Genomic DNA, 19,805 nt, shown 5'->3' on the forward strand with positions numbered 1-19,805 from the left:
AGGACCGCTCAGAGCGAATGTTTATGCGGTTTTCCGCAGGGGCATGTCGCGCGGGGCCGGTGCCGTATAGCTCTGCATCAATCGACCCAATTCCGTCCGATACTTCTCGACGTTCGCAGCCTTCACGTGGCCGTAGCCGCGGATGGTTTCTGCAAGGCCGGCGATTGTAGCTGCTTGCGCGAGCTTGTCCCGGGTCAACCCTACAAGCAGCTGGTCTATGGTCTGGCGATACTCGCCGATCAGGGCGCGCTCCATCTTGCGCTCGGCGGTGCGGCCGAACGGGTCGAACCAGGTGCCGCGCAGGCCCTTCAGGCGGGTCAGCAGTTTCAGCGCGGTCATGGTGCGCGGGCCGAGCGTCATCTTGCGCGGCACGCCGGTGCGCGGGTCCTTCTGCGCGAAGATCGGCGGGGCCATGTGAAAGCGCAGGCTGTAGTCGCCTTCGAACTGGCCCTTCAGCTGCGCCTGGAACGCTTCGCCCGTGTACAGGCGCGCCACTTCGTATTCGTCCTTGTAGGCCATGAGCTTGAACAGGCCGCGGGCCACCGCCATCGCCAGGCGCGGGGTCTTGGCCTCGGGAGCCAGTTCGCGTTCGCGGGCCGCGATGGCTTGGACCACGTCCTGGTATTCGCGGGCGTAGGCGGCGTCCTGGTAGGCGGTCAGGTCCGCGATGCGGCGCGCGACGGCGCGTTCGAAGGTCTCGGGCACGTGCAGCTGCACGACCTGGGCGCGCGGGCGCAGCGCGCTGTCCAGCGCGTCGGGTTGATGCGCGGCAAGGCGGCCGCTGTCGAACGCGGCGCGATTGGCTGCGACGGCCACGCCGTTCAGTTCAATGGCGCGGTTGATTGCGGCCTGCGACAGCGGCACGCCGCCGCGCTGCCACGCATAGCCCAGCATGAACATGTTCGACAGGATGCTGTCGCCGAACAGGGCCAGCGCGGCTTCGTGCGCGTCGATGGCGGCCGTGTTGGCTTCGCCCGCCGCGTGGCGGATCTTGGCCAGCAGCGCTTCGGGGCGCATGGCGGCATCGGGGTTGCGCGTGAAGTCGGAGACCGGGGCCACGTACGTGTTGACGGTGACCTGGGTGTGCCCGCGGCGCAGCGCGCCCAGCGAATCCGGCGCCACCGAGGCCACCGGGTCGCACAGGATGGCGGCATCCGCCTGCTGCCAGTCCAGGCGCACGGGGCCCGCCGACGCGCCAGCGGGCGCCAAGCGGATATGGCTGACGACCGTGCCGCCCTTTTGCGCCAGGCCGGTCAGGTCCAGCACCGCGGCCGACAGGCCTTCCAGGTGCGCGGCCATCGACACGATGGCGCCGATGGTGATGACGCCGGTGCCGCCCATGCCCGCGACGAGCAGGCGGTAGGGGCGGTCAAGCGCGGGCGTGGCCGGCAGCGGCAGTTGTTCGATCAGGCGTTGCAGGCGTTCCTGGTCGGTCTTGGGCGCCGCGCTCTTCCTGGGCTTGCCGCCCATGACGGACACGAAGCTGGGGCAGAAGCCTTCCGCGCACGAGTAGTCCTTGTTGCAGCTGGACTGGTCGATGGCGCGCTTGCGGCCATACGGCGTTTCCAGCGGCACGACCGACAGGCAGTTCGATTGCACGCCGCAGTCGCCGCAGCCTTCGCACACCGCGCTGTTGATCAGCATGCGGCGTGCCGGGTCCGGGAACTGGTTCTTCTTGCGGCGGCGGCGCTTCTCGGCCGCGCAGGTCTGGTCGTGGATCAGCACGGTCACGCCGGGGATCTCGCGCAGTTCGCGTTGCAGCGCGTCCAGTTCGCGGCGATGGTGCACCCGGATGTTCGGCCCCAGGTCCACGCCCTGGTATTTCTCGGGCTCGTCGCTAGTGACGACGATGCGCGCCACGTTCTCGCCGCGCAACTGCTGGCAGATCTGCGGCACCGAGATCGGGCCGTCCACGGGCTGCCCGCCTGTCATCGCGACGGCGTCGTTGAAGAGGATCTTGTAGGTGATGTTGGCGCCGGCGGCGACGGCCTGGCGGATCGCCAGATAACCCGAGTGGTAGTAGGTGCCTTCCCCCATGTTCTGGAAGATGTGCGGCATCTTGGTGTAGCGGGACAAGCCGATCCAGTCCACGCCTTCACCGCCCATCTGCGTCAGGCCGCCAGTGTCCCGGTCCATCCAGGCGGCCATGTAGTGGCAGCCCACGCCGGACAGCGCCTGGCTGCCTTCGGGCACTTTGGTGGACGTGCTGTGCGGACAGCCCGAACAGAAATAGGGGCGGCGGCGCATGCCGTCGGCGTCGTTGGACAGCGCGGCCTGGCACTCGAACGCCGCCAGGTCCGCGGCCAGCGGCAGGCCCGCCGTGCGGGTCAGCCAGCCGGCCAGCGGCTGCGCCAGCAGCGACGGGCGCAACTGGCCCGCCGACGGCACCATCGTTTCGCCGTCGAAGCCTTTCTTGCCGATGACGGACGGGCGGTCGGGCCGGTTGAACAGCAGGTCCTTGATCTGGCTTTCGACGACCGCGCCTTTTTCTTCGATCACGAGGATGTGCGACAGGCCGCGCGCGAAGTCCAGCAGCCGTTCGCCATCCAGCGGCCACGTCAGGCCGGGCTTGTAGATGCGCACGGGCGCATTGGCGGTGACGGTGTCCACGCCCAGGCGCGACAGCGCTTCCATCGTGTCCAGATGCGCCTTGCCGACCGTCACGATCCCCACGGTGGCGCGGGGCGCGGGACAGGTCAGGCGGTCGATGCTGTGGCGGCGTGCAAACGCGGCCACGGCCTTCATGCGCAGGTTCATGCGCGTTTCGACGGCCAGCGACAGGAAGTCGCGCGCCGAATACTCCAGCGTTTCAGGCGGCATGTCCGGATCGGCGGGCATGTCGTAGGCGTGCACGGCGGCAGGCGTGAACGAGTGGCCGCTTTCGATGGTCTCGGACACGGCCTTGAACGCGACCCAGGTGCCGGAATAGCGCGACAGCGCCCAGCCCCACAGCGCGAAGGTCTCGTATTCGTCGATGGACGTGGGATGCACGATGGGCATCTGCCAGCCGATCAGCGACGCTTCGCTGGCGTGCGGGATCGATGACGACACGGCGGTGTGGTCGTCGCCCACCACCACCAGCACGCCGCCGTTGCGCGAGGCGCCCGCCGCGTTGCCGTGATGCAGGGCGTCGCCCGCGCGGTCCACGCCCGGGCCCTTGCCGTACCACATGGCGAAGACGCCATCGACGTTGCGGTCGGCGCGCACGCCGGCCTGCTGCGTCCCCATGACGGCGGTGGCCGCCATGTCTTCGTTGATGCCGGGAAGGAAGGAGATCTTGCTGGCGTCCAGCGCCTTCTTCGACTTCCACATCGCCATGTCGACGCCGCCCAGGGGCGACCCGCGATAGCCCGACACGAAACCGGCCGTGTTCAGGCCGCGTTCGCGGTCCACCCGGGCCTGCGTGAGCATGATGCGCACGAGCGCCTGTGTCCCGGTCAGGAAGATGCGGCCGGACTCCCGCGTGAGGTTGTCGGCAAGCTGGTACTCAAGGTCCAGCTGGGGTTCGGGGGCGGGAGTGCCGTCCATAGTGAATGCTCCTGGTATTTCGCACCATGATAGGTTCGCGGAGCATTCGATTTATTGCGTTTTCGGATCGTGCTATCCCTATAATACGCAATGAACATTTCGTGTTCGACAAAAACCAGGAGACAAAGCGATGGACAAGACCGATATCGGCATCCTCAAGGCCTTGCAGGAGGACGGCCGGGCTTCGGCGCAGCAGTTGTCGGAGAAGGTGGGCCTGTCGGCCGCACCGGTATGGCGGCGGGTGAAGGCAATGGAGGCCAGCGGGGTCATCCAGGGCTATAGCGCACAGGTGGACCGCAGCAAGGTGGGGCTGGGATGCATGTTCGCGCAGATCAGCCTGGAGCGGCATTCCTCCAGTACGGTCGAGAATTTCGAACGCTCTGTGCGCGATGCCCCCGAAATCCTGGAGTGCTATGCGGTCACGGGCGATTCGGACTTCCTCTTGAAGATCTTGGTGGAAAGCCCCGAGGCCTACGACCGGTTCCTGCACCGGTTCCTCTTCAACATGCCAGGCATCCGCCAGACGCGCACCATCGTGGCGCTGCGCGAGATCAAGCACGAACAGCGCCTGCCGCTGTGATGCGCATTGCGCCCTCTATATATAGAGGGCGCAATGTTTGTAGCCGGAAATCCGCCGTCGCAGCGGTTTATTGGGGTTGGATGCCGGAAATACGGATCCATTCCTTCCAGCGCGCCGTGTCTTCCTTCACGAAGGCGTCAAAGCGCGCGACATCCATCGATTCCGGGGTCAGACCCAAGGCGCGCAGCTTCTTCGCCGTGGCTTCATCCTTGACTGCCGCCTGCATGTAGCCGTTCATCTTCGCCACGATGTCCGGCGGCGTGTGCGCGGGGGCCGACAGGCCCAGCCAGCCGGCAACGACGAAATCCGGGTAATAGGCCGCCATGGTCGGCACGCTGGGCCAGGCCGCGTGCGGCTGTGCACCGGTGACAGCGATGGGGATCAGTCCCTTGCCGTCGATCTGGCCCATCGCGGTCAGGTAGTCCACGAAGGCGAAGCTGATCTGTTTGCCCCGCAGGTCGGTGATGATCTGCGTGATGTTCTTGTAGGCCGCGCCGGTGATGTTGATGTCGGCGCGCTGCTTGAACAGTTCCGACGGCACTTGCGAGGACGAGCTGTAGTAGCCGAAGAAGACCTCGCCGGGATGCTTCTTGGCGTAGTCCACCAGCTCGGGCACCGTGCGGTAGGGGCTGCCGGGCGCTACGACGCCGACGGTGCCGAACGTGCCCAGCATGCCGACTTGCTGGAAGTCCTTTTGCGCGTCGTAGGGCAGGCTCTTGTACAGGAACTGGTTGGCGGCGTGCGTGGAGTTCGTGGACAAGAGGAAGGTGTAGCCGTCCGCCGCCGCGTTCTTGGACGCATTGGTGCCGACGATGCCGCCGGCGCCGGGGCGGTCTTCGACGATCACGGTCTGCCCGGTCTGTTCGCCCAGGTATTGGGCGAACGTACGCGCGGTCAGGTCGGCCGCACCGCCGGGCGCGGACGGCACGATGATCGTCACGGGCTTTTCGGGCCAGCCTGCGGCGTGGGCCGATGCGGCCAGGACAAGCCCGGCGCCGAACAGCGCCGGGCGAAGAAAACGGGGAATGGACATGCTTGTCTCCTGATTGCGCTTGGCCGCGTGCTTGCGCGGTCATGTGTCGTTGTTTTGGCGTTACTGCGTGGGAATGAAGGTTCAGCCGAACTGCTCGCGGTGCCACGCCAGGATGGCGGCGGCGCTGATTTGCCATTGGTCCGCGTACATCATGCAGTGCGGCTGTTCGGCCAGCACGGCGTGGGAAAAGCCATAGCGTTGCGCGATCGCCTGGTCCTGCCCGGGCGGATGGCGGTCATGGGTGTCGAGGCCGGCAGCAAGGCACAGGCCAGGCACGTTGAAAGAAGCGTCGCCGAGCGCCACGCGCAGCAGGTAGCGGTCGTTGAGGACTTGCGGGCTTTCGGCGCACAGGCGTTGCGTGACGGCGCGGACATCGCGGTCGGGCGAGGTCGCCAGAAAGCGCGCGCGGATTTCGGCCGGGGCAGGGGCGGTGCGCGGCACGGCGTCTGGCACCGGGGGCAGGGCCAGCGCGCCGGGCAGGTCGCCGGGCGGTGACGGCGCCATCAGCACCACGCCCGCGACGGGCCGCTGGCGGGCGGCCAGCAAGGCGGGCAACGCGCCCATGCTGTGGCCCACCACGACAGTGGGGCCTTCCAGCGCATCCAGCGCGTGGGCCACGTCCAGGCCCAGGTCGGCGATGGTGGTGGACGCAAACGCCGCGTCCTGGGGCAGCGCGCCATGGCCGCGCAGGTCCAGCGCCGCGCAGGCCAGGCCGGCCGCGGCGAAGTAGTCCAGATAGTGTGCAAAGCACCAGGCGCCGTGATAGGCGCCCGGCACGAAGAGCAGGCCGGGCCGGCCGTCTTGCGGCAGCGCGCCGACGATCAGGCGGCCCTGGCCCGCGGCGCGGTCGGGCAGGCGGTCGGCCAGGCTGAAATCCAGCGGGTCCGTGGTGATGGGGGCGGAAGTGGGGGAGGCAGCGTTCATCTTGCGGCCATCTTAAGTGCGCCCCTATGATCAGAAAACTTTATTTTTCCTATGATTCAATAAGTTTTCCAAATCGAGCTGCCCGATGCGATCCCTGCCTGACCTGTCCATCACGCACTACCGGCATTTCCTGCTGGTGGCAGAGCTGCGCAGTTTCCGCGCGGCGGCCGCCCGGGCCTTCCGCTCGCAGCCGGCGTTGTCCTTGTCCATCCGTGAAATGGAGCAGCGCCTGGGCCAGCCGCTGTTCGAACGCGGCAACCGCAACACGCTCACGCGCTTCGGGCAGGATTGCCTGCCGCTGGCGCGCGAACTGGTCGAGCATCACGACCGCGTGGCGGGCGCGCTGTCCGGGCTGGCCAACAACGGCGCCGGCACGCTGACGATGGCCTCTGTGGCCACCGTGGCGACGCACTGGCTGCCCGAACTCGTGGCCACCTACCGCGAGCGCTACCCGGCGGTGGCGTTGCGTCTGTTCGACGACAACTCCGAAGGCGTCGAGCGCATGGTGCTGGCAGGCGAGGTCGAACTGGGCGTGTGCAGCCCGGTGTTGCAGGATCGCCGCCTGACCTTCGAGCCGCTGCTGCGCGACGCCTTCGGCCTGGTCTGCCATCGCGGCCATCCGCTGGCCGGGCGCAAGTCGGTGACGTGGCGCGAGATCGCGGGTCTGCCGCTCGTGGGCACCGTGGCGCACCGGCAGCTTGCCGGCTATCCGCAGGCCGCTTTCATGCTGGACCGGCAGGTGTTCGTGTCGAACATGATGTCGCTGCTGGCCATGCTGGAACGCGGCGTGGGCGTGACGGTGCTGGCGCGGCTGGGAGTGCCGCCGGACTCGCCCGGGCTGGCGTTCGTGCCGCTGTCGCGGCCGCGCATCGAACGCGAATTGGGCATCACGCGGCTGGCGGGGCGCAGCCTCTCGCCGGCGGCCGCGCGCATGGAAGAAATGCTGCGCGCCAAAGCGGTGCGGGGCGGCCGCAGTGTCGCTTGAAACCAACGCATTCGTGCGCTTTCCAGGGCTAAACCCGGGGCTTTGAACGCCCGACTGTTGCGCAATTGCACTCCGCGCGGATCGTCGTTGATTCTTCCCAAGCGGCTCTTTAGAGTGCGTCATGTTTGCTGCGCGAAGGACGTGCCGGTGTGATCGGTGCGGCGCGTCGACAGACGTGTTGAGGAAGACATGAGCAGTGTGTATTTGCGTTCGGCCGGCATCGCCTGCGCCGTTCTGGTCCTGGCCGGTTGCGTCGCCAGGAAGCCCGCCGTTATCACAGACGCCCAGCCCGCGGAACCGCCCAAGCCAGTGGCTTGCGTACCCGCCCAAAGCGGCGATCCGATGATCGGCACGTGGTTGTCGAACAGCAAGCCGCGCGACGTCAGTGGCGACCTGCAATCGCTGATCGTGTTGTCCGCCGATGGCACGATGGCCTATGAAACCCTGTTGAAGATCGGCCGCAAGGCGCGTCCCGCCCTGCGCGAGACCGGTTGCTGGACGGTGGCAGACGGCATCTACACGATGCGGACCACCAAATCCGCCGGCGAACTGGTGGACGCCAACGACCCGATCTACCTGAACCGCTACCGCGTCGAAAAGGTCGAGAAGACCAAGCTGACGCTGCGCGAACTGAAGACCGGCGGCCAGGTCGTGACCGCGCGCCGCATGCCCCCGGGCTACCGACTGCCTTACTAAGCGTTGCGCCGGGCGGACACTCCGCCCGGCGGCTTCGCCAAGACGGCCGGGCTGCGGTAAGGTGCGGGCTTCGACTTTCGCCTCGCCGCCGGACCTCCATGCCCGCCATGTCCTCCGAAGCACGCGCCATCGCGCTGCTTGCCCTGGCCGCTTTCGTCAGCGCCAGCGCTTTCCGCATCTGTGATCCCATGCTGCCGCAACTGGCGGCGGAATTCGGCACCACCACCGGGCAGGCCGCCCGCGCGGTGACGGCGTTCGCCGTCGCCTACGGTGTGCTGCAGATGTTCTTCGGACCCGTCGGCGACCGCTATGGCAAGTACCGCGTCGTCAGCGTGGCGACCGTGGCCTGCGCACTGGGCAGCGCGGGCGCCGTCATGGCCGAGTCCCTGGATGTGCTGGTCTTGTGCCGCGCGCTGTCGGGCGCGGCGGGGGCGGGCATCGTGCCGCTGTCGATGGCCTGGATTGGCGACAACGTGCCCTACGAACGCCGGCAGGCGACGCTGGCGCGTTTCCTGACCGGGACCATCCTGGGCATGTCGGCCGGGCAATTGGCCGGCGGACTGTTCGCCGACACCATCGGCTGGCGCTGGGCCTTTGCCGCGCTGGTCGTGGGGTATCTGGCCGTGGGCGTGCTGTTGCACCTGGAAGTGCGGCGCCAGCAGGTCTCGGGCTTCGGCCGGGTCGAGGCGGGGGCCGGCACTAAAGGTTTCGTGGCGCAGGCGCGCCTGGTGCTGGGCACGCCGTGGGCGCGTATCGTGCTGGCGACGGTCTTCGCCGAAGGCCTGCTGGTGTTCGGCGCCCTGGCGTTCGCGCCGTCGTATCTGCATGAACGCTTCGATATTTCTCTGACCGCGGCCGGTGCGCTGGTGGCGGTGTACGCCGTGGGCGGCCTGATCTATACGGTGGTGGCGGGCCGCATCTTGAAGCGCCTGGGCGAACGCGGCCTGGCGATCGCGGGTGGTCTGGTGCTGAGCGTGGCGTTCCTGTCTTACCTGCTGGGGCCGGTCTGGATGTGGAGCCTGCTTGCCAGCGTGCTGGCCGGCTTCGGCTATTACCTGCTGCACGCCACGCTGCAGACCAACGCGACGCAGATGGTGCCGTCGGCGCGCGGCACCGCCGTGGCCTGGTTCGCGTCCTGCCTGTTCATGGGGCAGGCGGCCGGCGTGGCCTTGGCGGGCGCGGTGGTCGACGAGATCGGCGCCGCCGCGCTGTTCGGCGGATCTGCCGTGCTGCTGCCGCTCTTGGGCGCATTCTTCGCGCGGGCGCTGAAGGCGCGGGCGGCGATTCAGGCCGGCGGCTGACGGCGGCGGGGGGATGGGGGTGATGGAGGCCCCGGCTGAGAGGCTGTAGGATGGGTGGAGCGCGCGGAGGGTAATGGCGGGAACACCGATATCCAGCGCGCGCAACCCATCAAGCAGTGCCCCAATGCCTCTTCCATTTCGCTATGAAATGACGGTCGCTTGATGGGTTGCGCGCGTTCGAGAGCGTTCTTCTTGCGCAAAGACGCGCGCGCTCCACCCATCCTACCGGATAACGCCATGCCAGCCCCCGGCCAACCCTCCTCTCGGCGTCAGATTGCGGCCAGGCGGGCCAGCACGGTCTGCTTGCCCAGCAGGGCCAGCACGGCGTCAACGGCGGGCGTCTGCGTCTGGCCGGTGACGGCCACGCGCAGCGGGATCGCCAGTTGCGGCATCTTCAGGCCGCGGTCAGCCAGCACGGCCTTGATCAGCGCCGAGATGGCTTCACGGGTCCAGTCGGTGTCCTGGGCGCGCTGGGCGAAATCGGCCAGTGCTTCGCGTGCCGCGGCGGTCAGGTGCTGTTCGACGAGCTCGGCCGCAGCCGGCTTGAACTCGGCGCAGAACAGCATGGCGCCGTCAGCCAGTTGCTCCAGCGTTTCCGCGCGGTCCTTCAGCAGGCCCATGACGCCCGGCAGGTCGATCTTTTCCGGATGGCCGCCACGGTTGGCCACGCGCGGGGCCACGCGTTCGGCCAGTTCCGCGTTGTCCATCTGCTTGATGTAGTGGGCGTTGACCCAGTTCAGCTTCTTCGGATCCCATTGCGAGGCCGACTTCGACAGGTGCTTGGTGTCGAACCACGACACCAACTGCTCGCGCGAGAAGAGCTCGTCGTCGCCGTGGCTCCAGCCCAGGCGGGCCAGGTAATTGATCATGGCCTCGGGCAGGTAGCCGTCGTTGTCGTACTCCATGACGTTGACCGCGCCGTGGCGCTTGGACAGCTTTTCGCCGTCCGGGCCCAGGATCATCGGCACGTGGCCGTATTCGGGCAGGGTCGCGCCCAGCGCGCGCAGGATGTTGATCTGGCGCGGGGTGTTGTTGACGTGGTCATCGCCGCGCAGGACGTGCGTGATGCCCATGTCCCAGTCGTCGACCACCACGCAGAAGTTGTACGTGGGCGTGCCGTCCGGGCGCGCGATGATCAGGTCGTCCAGTTCGGTGTTGTCGAAGCTGATCGTGCCCTTGACCATGTCGTTCCAGGAGGTGGCGCCTTCCTGGGGGTTCTTGAAGCGCACGACGGGCTTGCGGCCGTCGGGGATGGCCGGCAGCGTCTTGCCCGGTTCCGGGCGCCAGGTGCCGTCGTAGCGCGGCTTGTCGCCGCGGGCGCGGGCGGCTTCGCGCATGGCTTCCACTTCTTCGGGCGAGCTGTAGCAGAGGTAGGCGGTGCCGGCGTCCAGCATCTGCGCGACCACTTCGCGGTAGCGGTCCATGCGTTGCATCTGGTAGAAGGGGCCTTCATCGGGCTGCATGCCCAGCCATTCCATGCTGTCCAGGATGGCTTGCACCGCTTCCGGCGTGGAGCGTTCAACGTCCGTGTCTTCGATGCGCAGCACGAAGGTGCCTTGGTGATGGCGCGCGAAGGCCCAGGAGAACAGCGCGGTGCGCGCGCCGCCCAAGTGCAGGAAGCCCGTGGGCGAAGGCGCGAAACGGGTACGAATGGGGGAGGAGGCGTTGGAGGTCATAGGTGGCAATGATAGCGGCTGCGGCGCCACAAAGCGGCGTCAGGCAGGGTCCACATCAAGCGGACGACGGGATTGTCTTGTTACGATGAACGGTATTTTAGATTAGGGCCCGATAAGCGCCTGCCTCCTATGCTGCGACACGCTCTTGCCCCGATGTTCGAACCCGGCTCGCTGGTGATCGTTGCCGACAGGTCCCTGCCGGCGACGGCCTCCCTGTCGCCCGCGCTCAAGGCGAAAACCACCGTGGTGGCCTGCGAAACGGGGGCCGCGCCTGAACTGCCCGCCACCCTGCAAGGGTTGGCCCCGGGCGAACGGCCTGATCTGGCCCTGGTTTGCGTGTCACCGGCCGTGCTGCCGGAAACGCTGCGGCGCCTGTCGCCGCTGGCGCCGCGCTCGGTAATCCTCTTGCCCCACGAACTGCCCGACCCGTATCCGCGCGGCACGCTGGCCCTGTGCCGGGCCTGGGCCGAAGAAAACCGCTGCGAACTGCTGGGGCCGCGCTCCTTCGGCGCCCAGCGTCCCCATGCGGGCCTGAACTTCAGCCAGCACCCGGTGCTGGCGCGTGCCGGCCGCGTGGCGCTGCTGGCGCAGTCGCGCTCGATCATGGCGGCGGTGATGGACTGGGCCGAAGACGTGCATATCGGCTTTTCCACCGCCGTGTCGCTGGGCGACGAGGCAGTGGTGGGCCTGTCGAAGGTGCTGGACTATCTGGCCAGCGACCCGCGCACCGACAGCATCGTGCTGTATCTCGAAGACGTGGGCCCCGCCCGCGAATTCATGAGCACGCTGCGCGCCGCCGCCAGCGTCAAGCCGGTCATCGTGCTGAAGGCCGGCCGGTCCGACGCCGACAGCGCCGACGCCATTTTCGACGCCGCCTTGCGCCGCGCCGGCGCGGTGCGTGTGCGCTACTTCGTGCAGCTGTTCTCGGCTGTGAAGGTGCTGGGCTACACGCGCCGCCCCAAGGGCCGGCGCGTGGCGCTGATCTCCAACGGCAACGGCCCCCCGCAGTTGGCCATGGACCTGATCGGCCCCGACGCAGCCGTGCTGCGCGCCGAGCTGGCACCCGCCACGCGGCGTGCACTCGAGGGCATGCTGGAACCGGACGCGGCCAGCGCCAATCCGGTTATCACCTATACGCCGCTGACGCCGGAGCGCATCCGCGCCATCCTGGAAACGGTGCTGGACGACGCGGGGGTCGATGGCGTGCTGGTGTTGTTGGCGCCCGATGCGCTGGCCGACATGCCGGCGGTCGCGCGCGAGCTGGCGCAGATCGCGCCCAAGGCGAAAAAGCCCGTCGTCAGCTGCTTCATGGGCGACGCCGGCATGCGACCCTTGCGGCGCATGCTGGACGACGCGGGCACGTCCGCTTTCCGGACGCCGGAATCCGCCGCCGACGCGTTTGGCGTGCTGGCGTCCCACCATTACAACCAGCAGTTGCTGCTGCAGACGCAGCCGCAGGAACCCCCCAGCCATGTGCCGGACCTGGCCGCGGCGCGCGAAGTCATCGCGCGGGTGCGCGCCGACTGCCGGCGCGAATTGAACACGTCTGAAATCCGCACCCTGCTGGGCCTGTTCTACGTACCGCTACGCGACATGCCGGTGGAGGTTGCTGCGGTCGAGCCCGAATCCCGTCCGATGGCCATCCGCGTGCGGCGCGATCCGCAGTTCGGTCCGGTCATCCGCTTTGGCGCGGGCGGCCCGGACGCGATGCTGTCCGTGTCGGATCGCGGCATGGACCTGCCGCCGCTCAACGGCTTCCTGGCCCGGCAACTGATCGAACGCAGCCGGCTGTGGCGCCGCGTTCTGGCGCCGCGCATCGGCCATATCGCCGCCGAGTCCCTGCAGCAGGCGGTGGTGCTGGTGTCCGAAATGGTGTCGGAATTGCCCGACATCGAAACGCTGGACATCGATCCCCTCTACGCCGGCGAAACGCATCTGCGCGCCGGCGGCCTGCGCTTGCTGCTGACTGAAACCCCGGGCTGTGAAACGCCGCAGACCTCGGGCTATCCGCACATGGCGATCCACCCGTACCCGGCGCGCCTGGTGCAGGTGCGTCGTTTCAGCGACGGCATCCCGTGGGTGCTGCGCCCGATCCGCCCGGAAGACGGCGACGCCTTGCAGGAGTTCATCCGCGGCCTGTCGGAACGTTCGCGCTACATGCGCTTCGTGTCGATGATGCGCGAGCTGACCCCGCGCATGGTGTCGCGCTACACGCAGGTGGACTACCATCGCGAATTGGCGCTGGTGGCGGCTACGCAAGTGCCCAACCCGGCCAACCGCGGCCATCCGCGCGAAGTCATCGTGGGTTTCGCGCACTACTTGCGCAACCCCGACGGGCGCGGGGCAGAGTACGCGTTGGTGATCGGCGACGACTGGCAGCGCCGCGGCCTGGGCCGCCAGCTGATGACGGCGCTGATCGACGCGGCGCGCGAGCAGGGGCTGGAATACATCGACGGCCTGGTGCTGTCGACGAACCGGCCCATGCTGGCGCTGATGACGAGCCTGGGCTTCACCAACGACGCTGACCCGGAAGATCCGACGATGCGCCGGGTCTGGCTGGGTCTGGTTTGACCCCCATGGTCTGACCCGATGGCCTGATCCCGTGCGGGGTCAGGCCCCTCAGGCGGTCTTTCTGGCTGCTTGCGCCGGCGTCAGCCGCGCCGCCACCTCGTCCACCGACAACACGTCGCCAAAGAACAGCATCCAGCCGTAGAGCGAATGCTCGTGCTCGGCGGGCGTCACCGCGGCCAGCGCGTCGTCGACCATGATGGTGCGGAAGTCCCGCATCATGGCGTCGCGCGCGGTGGATTCACAGCACACGTTGGTGACGGTGCCCGCGATCAGCAGCGTGTCCACGCCCAGTCCGCGCAGCAGGGGTTCCAGCTCGGACGATCCGGGCGCCATCGCGCTGTAGAAGCGCTTGACCACGCGCAGGTCCTTGTCGTGCGCATGCAGGTCCGGGTGCAGCTGGAAACCCGGCGAATCGCGGCGCAGCGTTTCCAGCCGGCGCGCGCTGCGATCGCGCGTCAGCATCACGCCGTGATGGTGCGACCAGAAGGCGTCGGCATTGTCGGATGCGGTCTGCACCCAGACGACGGTGCCCCCGGCCGCGCGCACGGCGTCGCACAGGCGGTTCACCGGCGCGATGATCTCGCGCGCCGGCGCGCATTCGCCCTGATAGCCGGGCAGCGTGAAGTACTGCTGCATGTCCACCACGACCACCGCCGTGCGGGCGGCGGGCAGTTCGTCATACGGATGCAGGCAGCCTTGCCGGGCCACGACGCGATCCTGTACCCATTGCGGGAATTCCATGGCGGTTCCTTATCCGTAGCGCCGCGCCACGGCGGCTTCGACGCGGTAGATGATGAGATACATCACGCTGGAGATCAGCGCCAGCATGGCGATGGCGGTCATGACGATGTTCAGCTTGAATACCTGGCTGCCGTTCATGATCAAAAAACCCAGGCCGGAATCCGCGGACTGGAATTCGCCCACGATGACGCCCACCAGCGCCAGGCCGATGTTCATCTTCACGGCCGCGATCAGGGTGGGCACGCTGCCGGGCAGCACCACCTTGGTCAGCACCTGCCAGCGGCTGGCGCCGAACGTGTGGGCAAGCTTGACCTTGTTCAGGTCGATACCCCGGAAGCCGGCATACACCACCATGATGGTGACGAACACCGCGATGGCCACGGCCATGCCGTACACGGCGTAGTCCGACCCCAGCCACAGGTAGAAGATCGGCACGAAGGCGATCTTGGGCATGGCGTTGGCGACCACCAGGAAGGGGTCCAGCACCTTGTACAGGAAGTCCGACCACCACAGCGCGGCGGCCACCACGATGCCGATCGCCATGCTCAGCGTAAAGCCGACCAGCGTGGCCGACAGTGTCGTCATGATGTGCTTGCCCAGCTGGCCGTTGTTCCACAGTTCGATGAAGGTGGGCCACAGCGCGCTGGGGTAGCTGGTCAGCAGCGGATTCAGGATGTGCATGCGCGGCAGGATTTCCCACGCGCACAGAAAGACCACCAGCAGCAGAGCCTGCGACAGCCGGATGTTGCGTTTGCGGGCGCGGTCGCGGCGCAGGTAGTCCAGGTACTTGGCGCTAGGCGCGGGAACGGCGCGCAGAGGGACGGTATTGGCGATGGGCGCATTCATGGGTCAACCCTCCACGTGGACGTCCAACTCGTCCCAGAGCTGTTTGAAATAGGTGTTGAATTCCGGCCGCGAGCGCGCCTGGAAGGGCGTCGGCCTGGCGCCGTCGCCATAGTGGATACGGTACTGGCTCTTCAGCCGGCCGGGCCGGCGCGACAGCACGATGACGCGGTCCGTCATGGCGATGGCCTCGCCGATGTCGTGCGTGACCAGCACCACCGTCTTGCCCTCACGGCGCAGGATGTCCACCACTTCGTCCGAGATCGCCAGCCGCGTCTGCGAATCCAGCGCTGAAAAGGGCTCGTCCAGCAGGATCACGTCGGGCTCGGTCACCAGCGTGCGCGCCAGCGCCGCGCGCTGCCGCATACCGCCGGACAATTGGCGCGGCGTGTGCGACAGGAACGCGCCCAGCCCGCACTTCTCCAGCAGATGCACGGCGCGCGCCTCGCTGCGCGCATCGCGCCGGCCCTGGATCTCGGCGCCCAGCATCACGTTGTCCAGGATGGTGCGCCATTCAAACAGGTAGTCCTGCTGCAACATGTAGCCGATGCGCGGATTGGGCTTGGTCACGCCCTGGCCGTCGATCAGCACGGCGCCCGAGGTCGGCGGGATCAGCCCGGCAATCAGCGACAGCAAGGTGCTCTTGCCACAGCCACTTTGTCCGATCAGGCTGACGAATTCGCCCGGCGCCAGCGTGAACGACACGTTCGACAGCGCCTCGGTTTCGCCTTCGGTCGTGAAGTACGACAGGCAGACCTCGCGCAGCTCGATCTTCGCCGTGGCGACGGCCGGCTTCAGATTATGGACGGCGGCTCCCATCACGGCACCTTCTTGGCGAAGTCGGCCACCACCACGTCTTCATACTTCACGCGGGCGGTCTCCTTCATGACGGCGCTGGCAACCAGCATGTCTTGCAGCTTCGCCATGGCTTCGGCGGTCACCAATGGCGACGTCTTCCAGATCTGGTACTGCTTGTAGCGTTCGATCGCTTCGGTCACGGCACCCTGGTCCATGCCGGGGAAGAACGTCATGATCTGCGGGGTCAGCGTGGCGGCGGGCGTGTCCTTCACGTATTTTTCGGCGCGCGCGACCACATCGGTCCAGGCCTGGATGACCTTGGGATTGTCGCGGATGTATTTGTCCGTGGCGGTGAAGACGGTGTAGTCCACCTGGCCCACTTCATGGCCGACGGAGGCCACGATATAACCCTTGCCGTTGCGCACCAGTTCGCCGGCCTCGGGTTCCAGGAAGATGCCGTATTCGCCTTGCCCCGCCATCCACGCGCCAGCGCGCGCCGGAATGCCGATGTTGTTCAGCAGTTTTACGTCCTTCTGGGGGTCAAGCCCGTGCTTGCGCAGCGCGGTTTCCAGGAACACGATGGGGTTGGACCCCGGCCGAAAGCCGATGACGTCTTTGCCTTTGAGCATCGACCAGTCGAACTTGTCGATGGGCTTGCGCGCCAAAAGGAAGAACCCGTCGGTGGCCGTCAGGCCGGCGAAGATCTTCGGCTTGACCGGCGATTCGCTGTTCTGCACGTAGATGGATGCCTCGGGACCGATCAGCACGATGTCGGCGCTGCCCGAGAGCAGGGCCGTCATGCCTTTGTCGGTGCCCTGGGATGTCTTCATGGACACGTCCAGCCCGGCATCCTTGAAGTACCCCTGCGACAGGGCCACGTACTTGGGCACGTAGAGGATGGAACGCACCACCTCTTCGTAGCGGACCTTCACGGGGGGATTCAGGGCTTCGGCGTGGGCGGCCAGCGGAATGAACAGCGCAAGCAGCGCTGCGCCCGCCAGGCGGGGCAATGGCAAGGATTTCACGGGACTTTCTCCTGCGTCTTGTATGGCACGCCGAAACCCGGCGCAACACGGCCAATGGGATGGAATCGACAACAACAACAGGGAAGCCCGAACGATCACTGCCCGGGCCCTAAGGCATGGATCGAATACTATATTCAATACAAACAGGCGACAAGTATTTTGCGATTGGCGTTTTTCTCTATGGACGAGCGCCAGCCAAGCCCGGAAAATTCAGGGCTTGAATACCACTTGGTATACAGGAATGGGATTTGGCCGTTTGGGCGTGGGCTATAGCGGCCGCCGCGAAACGATGGATTTCGCGCGCCGGACAGGCGAAAGCTTGCCGTGCTTCGTAGGATGGGTGAAGCGCGAGGTCAGGCGCGAGAGGGCGCTGACGCCCAACGCGCGCAACCCATCATCAACCCGAGATCAACCCCACACGCCATTCAAGAACGCCGAAATGTCTCGGACTTCTTCGGCGCACACCGAATGCGGCATGGGATACGTGTGCCAGCGCACGTCGTAGCCCAGGCGCTTCAGTTCAGCCAGCGACGCCTCGGCGCGCGCCAGCGACACGACCGGGTCGTATTGGCCGTGGGCCATGAAGATCGGCGTGGCGTTATTGGCGCTGTGGCGTTCGGCTTCGGCGGTATCCGCGAGCGGCAGGTAACCCGACAGCGCCATCATGCCCGCCAGTTTCTCCGGCAGGCGCAGGCCCGTGTGCAGCGTCATGGCGCTGCCTTGCGAAAACCCGGCCAGCACGATGTTCGACGTGGGGATGCCCCGGGCGTTTTCGCGCGCGATCAGCTTGTGGATGGCGGCCTCGGATGCCCGGATGCCCTTGGCGTCTTCCACGCGCACCAGGTCCATCACCAGGATGTCGTACCAGGAGCGCATCGACATGCCGTTGTTGATCGTCACGCGCTGCACCGGCGCGTTCGGGAACACGAAGCGCACGCCCAGGCCCGCGGGCAGGTCCAGTTCCGGCACGATGGGCGCGAAGTCATTGCCGTCGGCGCCCAGGCCGTGCAGCCAGATCACGGCGTGCGTGGGATTGGGGGCGGTTTCGATCTCGATGCAATCGAGCAGGTCGGTGGAAGCGTTCATGGACGGCCGGCGGGAAATTCAGGGAAGGGGAATCAGAGCGTCAGGGTCTTCAAGGCCTGGAACAGCGCACGATAGTGCTTCTTCTGCGGTTCCTGGCCCTGCAGCAGCGAGGCATTGCCCAGCTTTTCCTTGCGCGCGGCGCGGATCAGCGTGCGCAGTTGTTGCGCATCGGCTTGCGGATTGTTCGCCAGCAGCTTGGTCAGCAGGTCGTCGTCGTCCAGCAGGCGGTCGCGTAGCGTTTCCAGCCGGTGCATGGCGGCGGTTTCTTCGCGCGAACCGTTTTCCCAGACATCGAGCTGGGCGCGGATCTCGTCGGCGGGGGCGTCGCGCATCAGCTTGCCCACGAAGTGGACCTGGCGGCGGCGGCCTTCGCGGCCGGTCGTGCGCTGCGCCATGCGGATCGCCTCATAGAGGCGTTCGGCCAGCGGCAGTTGCTTGAGGCGTTCGGGGGACAGTTCGATCAGCTGTTTGCCCAGGTCCAGCAGGGCGTGCATTTCACGCTTGACCTGGGACTTGCTGGGACGGTCGTAGCCGTTTTCATCGTAACCGTCGTCGACGGATTCTTCTTCAGTATGGGAATTCATGGAAAACTGCGCAATGACAGACTTGGCTATGATAACCGTCTCTGCAAATTGGACAGCAATGGTTAAATCCTCCTCATCCTTGCCGCTGGCGGCGAATCACGCGCGTTTTTCCGAACTCGTCGAACAAACCCTCGCCTACGCGCGCCAGATCGGCGCTTCCGACGCCGCGGCGGAAGTCTCGGAAAGCCTGGGCCTGTCGGTCTCGGTCCGAAAGAACGACATCGAAACCGTTGAGCAGACACGCGACCGCTCGCTGGACCTGACGGTCTACGCCGGCCAGAGCCGCGGGTCCGCCTCGACCTCCGACTTTTCGGAAGCGGCGCTGCGCCAGACCGTCGAAGCCGCCTGGCACATCGCCCGCCATACCGCTGCCGATCCGGCCGCCGGCCTGCCCGACGCCGACCAGCTGGCCACCGAATTCCCCGACCTGGACCTGCACCGCGCCTGGAGCGTGTCCACCGAAGAAGCCGCCGAACTCGCGTTGCGCGCCGAACGCGCTGCGCGCGACGTCGACGCCCGCATCACGAACACCGACGGCGCCACCGTGGGCACCTACGAAGGCCAGTTCGTCATGGGCAACACCCGGGGCTTCCTGGGCGGCTACCCGTATTCGCGCCACAGTCTGTCGGTGGCGCCCATCGCGGGCCGCGGCAACGGCATGCAGCGCGACTACTGGTACACGTCCGAGCGCGATCCGGCCAAGCTGGCCTCGCCCGAGGCCATCGGCCGTTACGCCGCCGAGCGCACGCTAAGCCGCCTGTCGGCCCGCCGCATCCGCACCGGCAAGTTCCCCGTCCTGTTCGAGGCGCCGCTGGCGCTGGGCCTGGTCGGCGCGCTGACCCAGGCCGTCAACGGCGGGGCGCTCTACCGCAAGGCCAGCTTCCTGGTGGATTCGCTGGGCAAGCCGATCTTCCCTAAGCACATCAACCTGACCGAAGACCCCCACATCCGTGGCGGCATGGGCAGCTCGCCCTTCGACGACGAGGGCGTACGCACGCGCCGCCGCAGCGTGGTGTCGGGCGGCGTGCTGGAAGGCTATTTCCTGTCGTCCTACACGGCCCGCAAGCTGGGCATGGCTACCACCGGCAACGCCGGCGGCTCGCATAACCTCGTGTTCAGCTCCACGCTGACCAAGCGCGGCGACGATTTCGAAGCCATGCTGAAGAAGCTGGGCACGGGCTTCCTCGTCACCGAACTGATCGGCCAGGGCGTCAACTACGTCACGGGCGATTACTCGCGCGGCGCATTCGGCTACTGGGTGGAAAACGGCAAGATCCAGCATGCCGTGCAGGAAATCACCATCGCCGGCAATCTGGCGGACATGTTCCAGCAGATCGTCGCCGTGGGCGCGGACACCATTTCGCGCGGCACCAAGACCACCGGCTCGATCCTGATCGAGCAAATGGCCATCGCGGGAACGTGATCGCCGGGGGA

General features: G+C 66.9%; 16 protein-coding genes. 6 read left to right on the plus strand and 10 right to left on the minus strand.

Going from position 1 to position 19,805, the window contains the following annotated elements; genetic code table 11:
• Nucleotides 1-21: 21 nt before the first annotated feature.
• Nucleotides 22-3,528, minus strand: coding sequence for an indolepyruvate ferredoxin oxidoreductase family protein (locus CEY09_RS22110; RefSeq protein ID WP_088590288.1), 3,507 nt, complete (start codon nt 3,526-3,528; stop codon nt 22-24).
• 130 nt (nt 3,529-3,658) lie between these two features.
• Between CEY09_RS22110 and CEY09_RS22115 the strand changes: the two genes are divergently transcribed.
• A complete protein-coding gene (locus CEY09_RS22115; protein ID WP_006226671.1) occupies nt 3,659-4,108 on the plus strand; it encodes an Lrp/AsnC family transcriptional regulator in 450 nt (149 codons plus the stop codon).
• A 67-nt stretch (nt 4,109-4,175) separates the two neighbouring features.
• On the opposite strand, the gene CEY09_RS22120 is transcribed toward CEY09_RS22115, so the two are convergent.
• Together CEY09_RS22120 and CEY09_RS22125 are read right to left on the minus strand one after the other, a co-directional pair.
• Nucleotides 4,176-5,141 (minus strand): Bug family tripartite tricarboxylate transporter substrate binding protein, encoded by a 966-nt coding sequence (locus CEY09_RS22120; RefSeq protein ID WP_088590289.1) that lies wholly within the window; start codon nt 5,139-5,141, stop codon nt 4,176-4,178.
• Nucleotides 5,142-5,222: 81 nt separating this feature from the next.
• On the minus strand, nt 5,223-6,065 hold the full coding sequence (locus tag CEY09_RS22125; protein WP_088590290.1) for an alpha/beta fold hydrolase: 843 nt from the start codon (nt 6,063-6,065) through the stop codon (nt 5,223-5,225).
• An 85-nt stretch (nt 6,066-6,150) separates the two neighbouring features.
• On the opposite strand from CEY09_RS22125, the gene CEY09_RS22130 reads away from it, so the two are divergent.
• The 3 genes from CEY09_RS22130 to CEY09_RS22140 all read left to right on the plus strand — a co-directional run bounded on the left by CEY09_RS22130 (nt 6,151) and on the right by CEY09_RS22140 (nt 9,047).
• Nucleotides 6,151-7,050, plus strand: coding sequence for a LysR family transcriptional regulator (locus CEY09_RS22130; RefSeq protein ID WP_088590291.1), 900 nt, complete (start codon nt 6,151-6,153; stop codon nt 7,048-7,050).
• Nucleotides 7,051-7,239: 189 nt separating this feature from the next.
• Nucleotides 7,240-7,746: a hypothetical protein gene (locus CEY09_RS22135; protein ID WP_088590292.1), complete on the plus strand. Its 507-nt coding sequence runs from the start codon at nt 7,240-7,242 to the stop codon at nt 7,744-7,746.
• Between the two features lie 98 nt (nt 7,747-7,844).
• Complete coding sequence (locus CEY09_RS22140; protein WP_088590293.1) at nt 7,845-9,047, plus strand: MFS transporter; 1,203 nt, start codon at nt 7,845-7,847, stop codon at nt 9,045-9,047.
• A 269-nt stretch (nt 9,048-9,316) separates the two neighbouring features.
• Here the strand turns inward: CEY09_RS22140 and gltX are convergent, their stop codons facing one another.
• Nucleotides 9,317-10,723 carry a glutamate--tRNA ligase gene (gene gltX, locus CEY09_RS22145; protein WP_088590294.1) on the minus strand — a complete coding sequence of 469 codons (1,407 nt, stop codon included), beginning with the start codon at nt 10,721-10,723 and terminating at the stop codon, nt 9,317-9,319.
• A gap of 129 nt (nt 10,724-10,852) precedes the next feature.
• Between gltX and CEY09_RS22150 the strand changes: the two genes are divergently transcribed.
• On the plus strand, nt 10,853-13,294 hold the full coding sequence (locus CEY09_RS22150; RefSeq protein WP_088590295.1) for a bifunctional acetate--CoA ligase family protein/GNAT family N-acetyltransferase: 2,442 nt from the start codon (nt 10,853-10,855) through the stop codon (nt 13,292-13,294).
• Nucleotides 13,295-13,342: 48 nt separating this feature from the next.
• Here the strand turns inward: CEY09_RS22150 and CEY09_RS22155 are convergent, their stop codons facing one another.
• From CEY09_RS22155 to yjgA, 6 genes are all read right to left on the minus strand, one after another.
• The gene (locus tag CEY09_RS22155) at nt 13,343-14,035 is read right to left on the minus strand and encodes a cysteine hydrolase family protein (RefSeq protein WP_088590296.1); all 693 of its coding nucleotides are present in this window, start codon (nt 14,033-14,035) and stop codon (nt 13,343-13,345) included.
• 9 nt (nt 14,036-14,044) lie between these two features.
• Nucleotides 14,045-14,881: an ABC transporter permease gene (locus tag CEY09_RS22160; protein WP_088590297.1), complete on the minus strand. Its 837-nt coding sequence runs from the start codon at nt 14,879-14,881 to the stop codon at nt 14,045-14,047.
• A gap of 3 nt (nt 14,882-14,884) precedes the next feature.
• Nucleotides 14,885-15,697: an ABC transporter ATP-binding protein gene (locus CEY09_RS22165; RefSeq protein ID WP_006226681.1), complete on the minus strand. Its 813-nt coding sequence runs from the start codon at nt 15,695-15,697 to the stop codon at nt 14,885-14,887.
• Nucleotides 15,697-16,701, minus strand: a complete 1,005-nt coding sequence (locus CEY09_RS22170; protein WP_088590298.1) for an ABC transporter substrate-binding protein — start codon at nt 16,699-16,701, stop codon at nt 15,697-15,699. Before CEY09_RS22170 ends, CEY09_RS22165 begins: the two co-directional genes overlap by 1 nt.
• A 408-nt stretch (nt 16,702-17,109) precedes the next feature.
• Nucleotides 17,110-17,787 carry an alpha/beta hydrolase gene (locus CEY09_RS22175; RefSeq protein WP_006226683.1) on the minus strand — a complete coding sequence of 226 codons (678 nt, stop codon included), beginning with the start codon at nt 17,785-17,787 and terminating at the stop codon, nt 17,110-17,112.
• Nucleotides 17,788-17,819: 32 nt separating this feature from the next.
• Nucleotides 17,820-18,371 carry a ribosome biogenesis factor YjgA gene (gene yjgA, locus CEY09_RS22180; RefSeq protein ID WP_006226684.1) on the minus strand — a complete coding sequence of 184 codons (552 nt, stop codon included), beginning with the start codon at nt 18,369-18,371 and terminating at the stop codon, nt 17,820-17,822.
• A 58-nt stretch (nt 18,372-18,429) separates the two neighbouring features.
• On the opposite strand from yjgA, the gene pmbA reads away from it, so the two are divergent.
• Nucleotides 18,430-19,794 carry a metalloprotease PmbA gene (gene pmbA, locus CEY09_RS22185; protein ID WP_088590299.1) on the plus strand — a complete coding sequence of 455 codons (1,365 nt, stop codon included), beginning with the start codon at nt 18,430-18,432 and terminating at the stop codon, nt 19,792-19,794.
• The last annotated feature ends 11 nt before the right edge of the window (nt 19,795-19,805 follow it).

The organism is Achromobacter marplatensis (assembly GCF_002209535.1).
Lineage (GTDB): Bacteria > Pseudomonadota > Gammaproteobacteria > Burkholderiales > Burkholderiaceae_B > Achromobacter > Achromobacter marplatensis.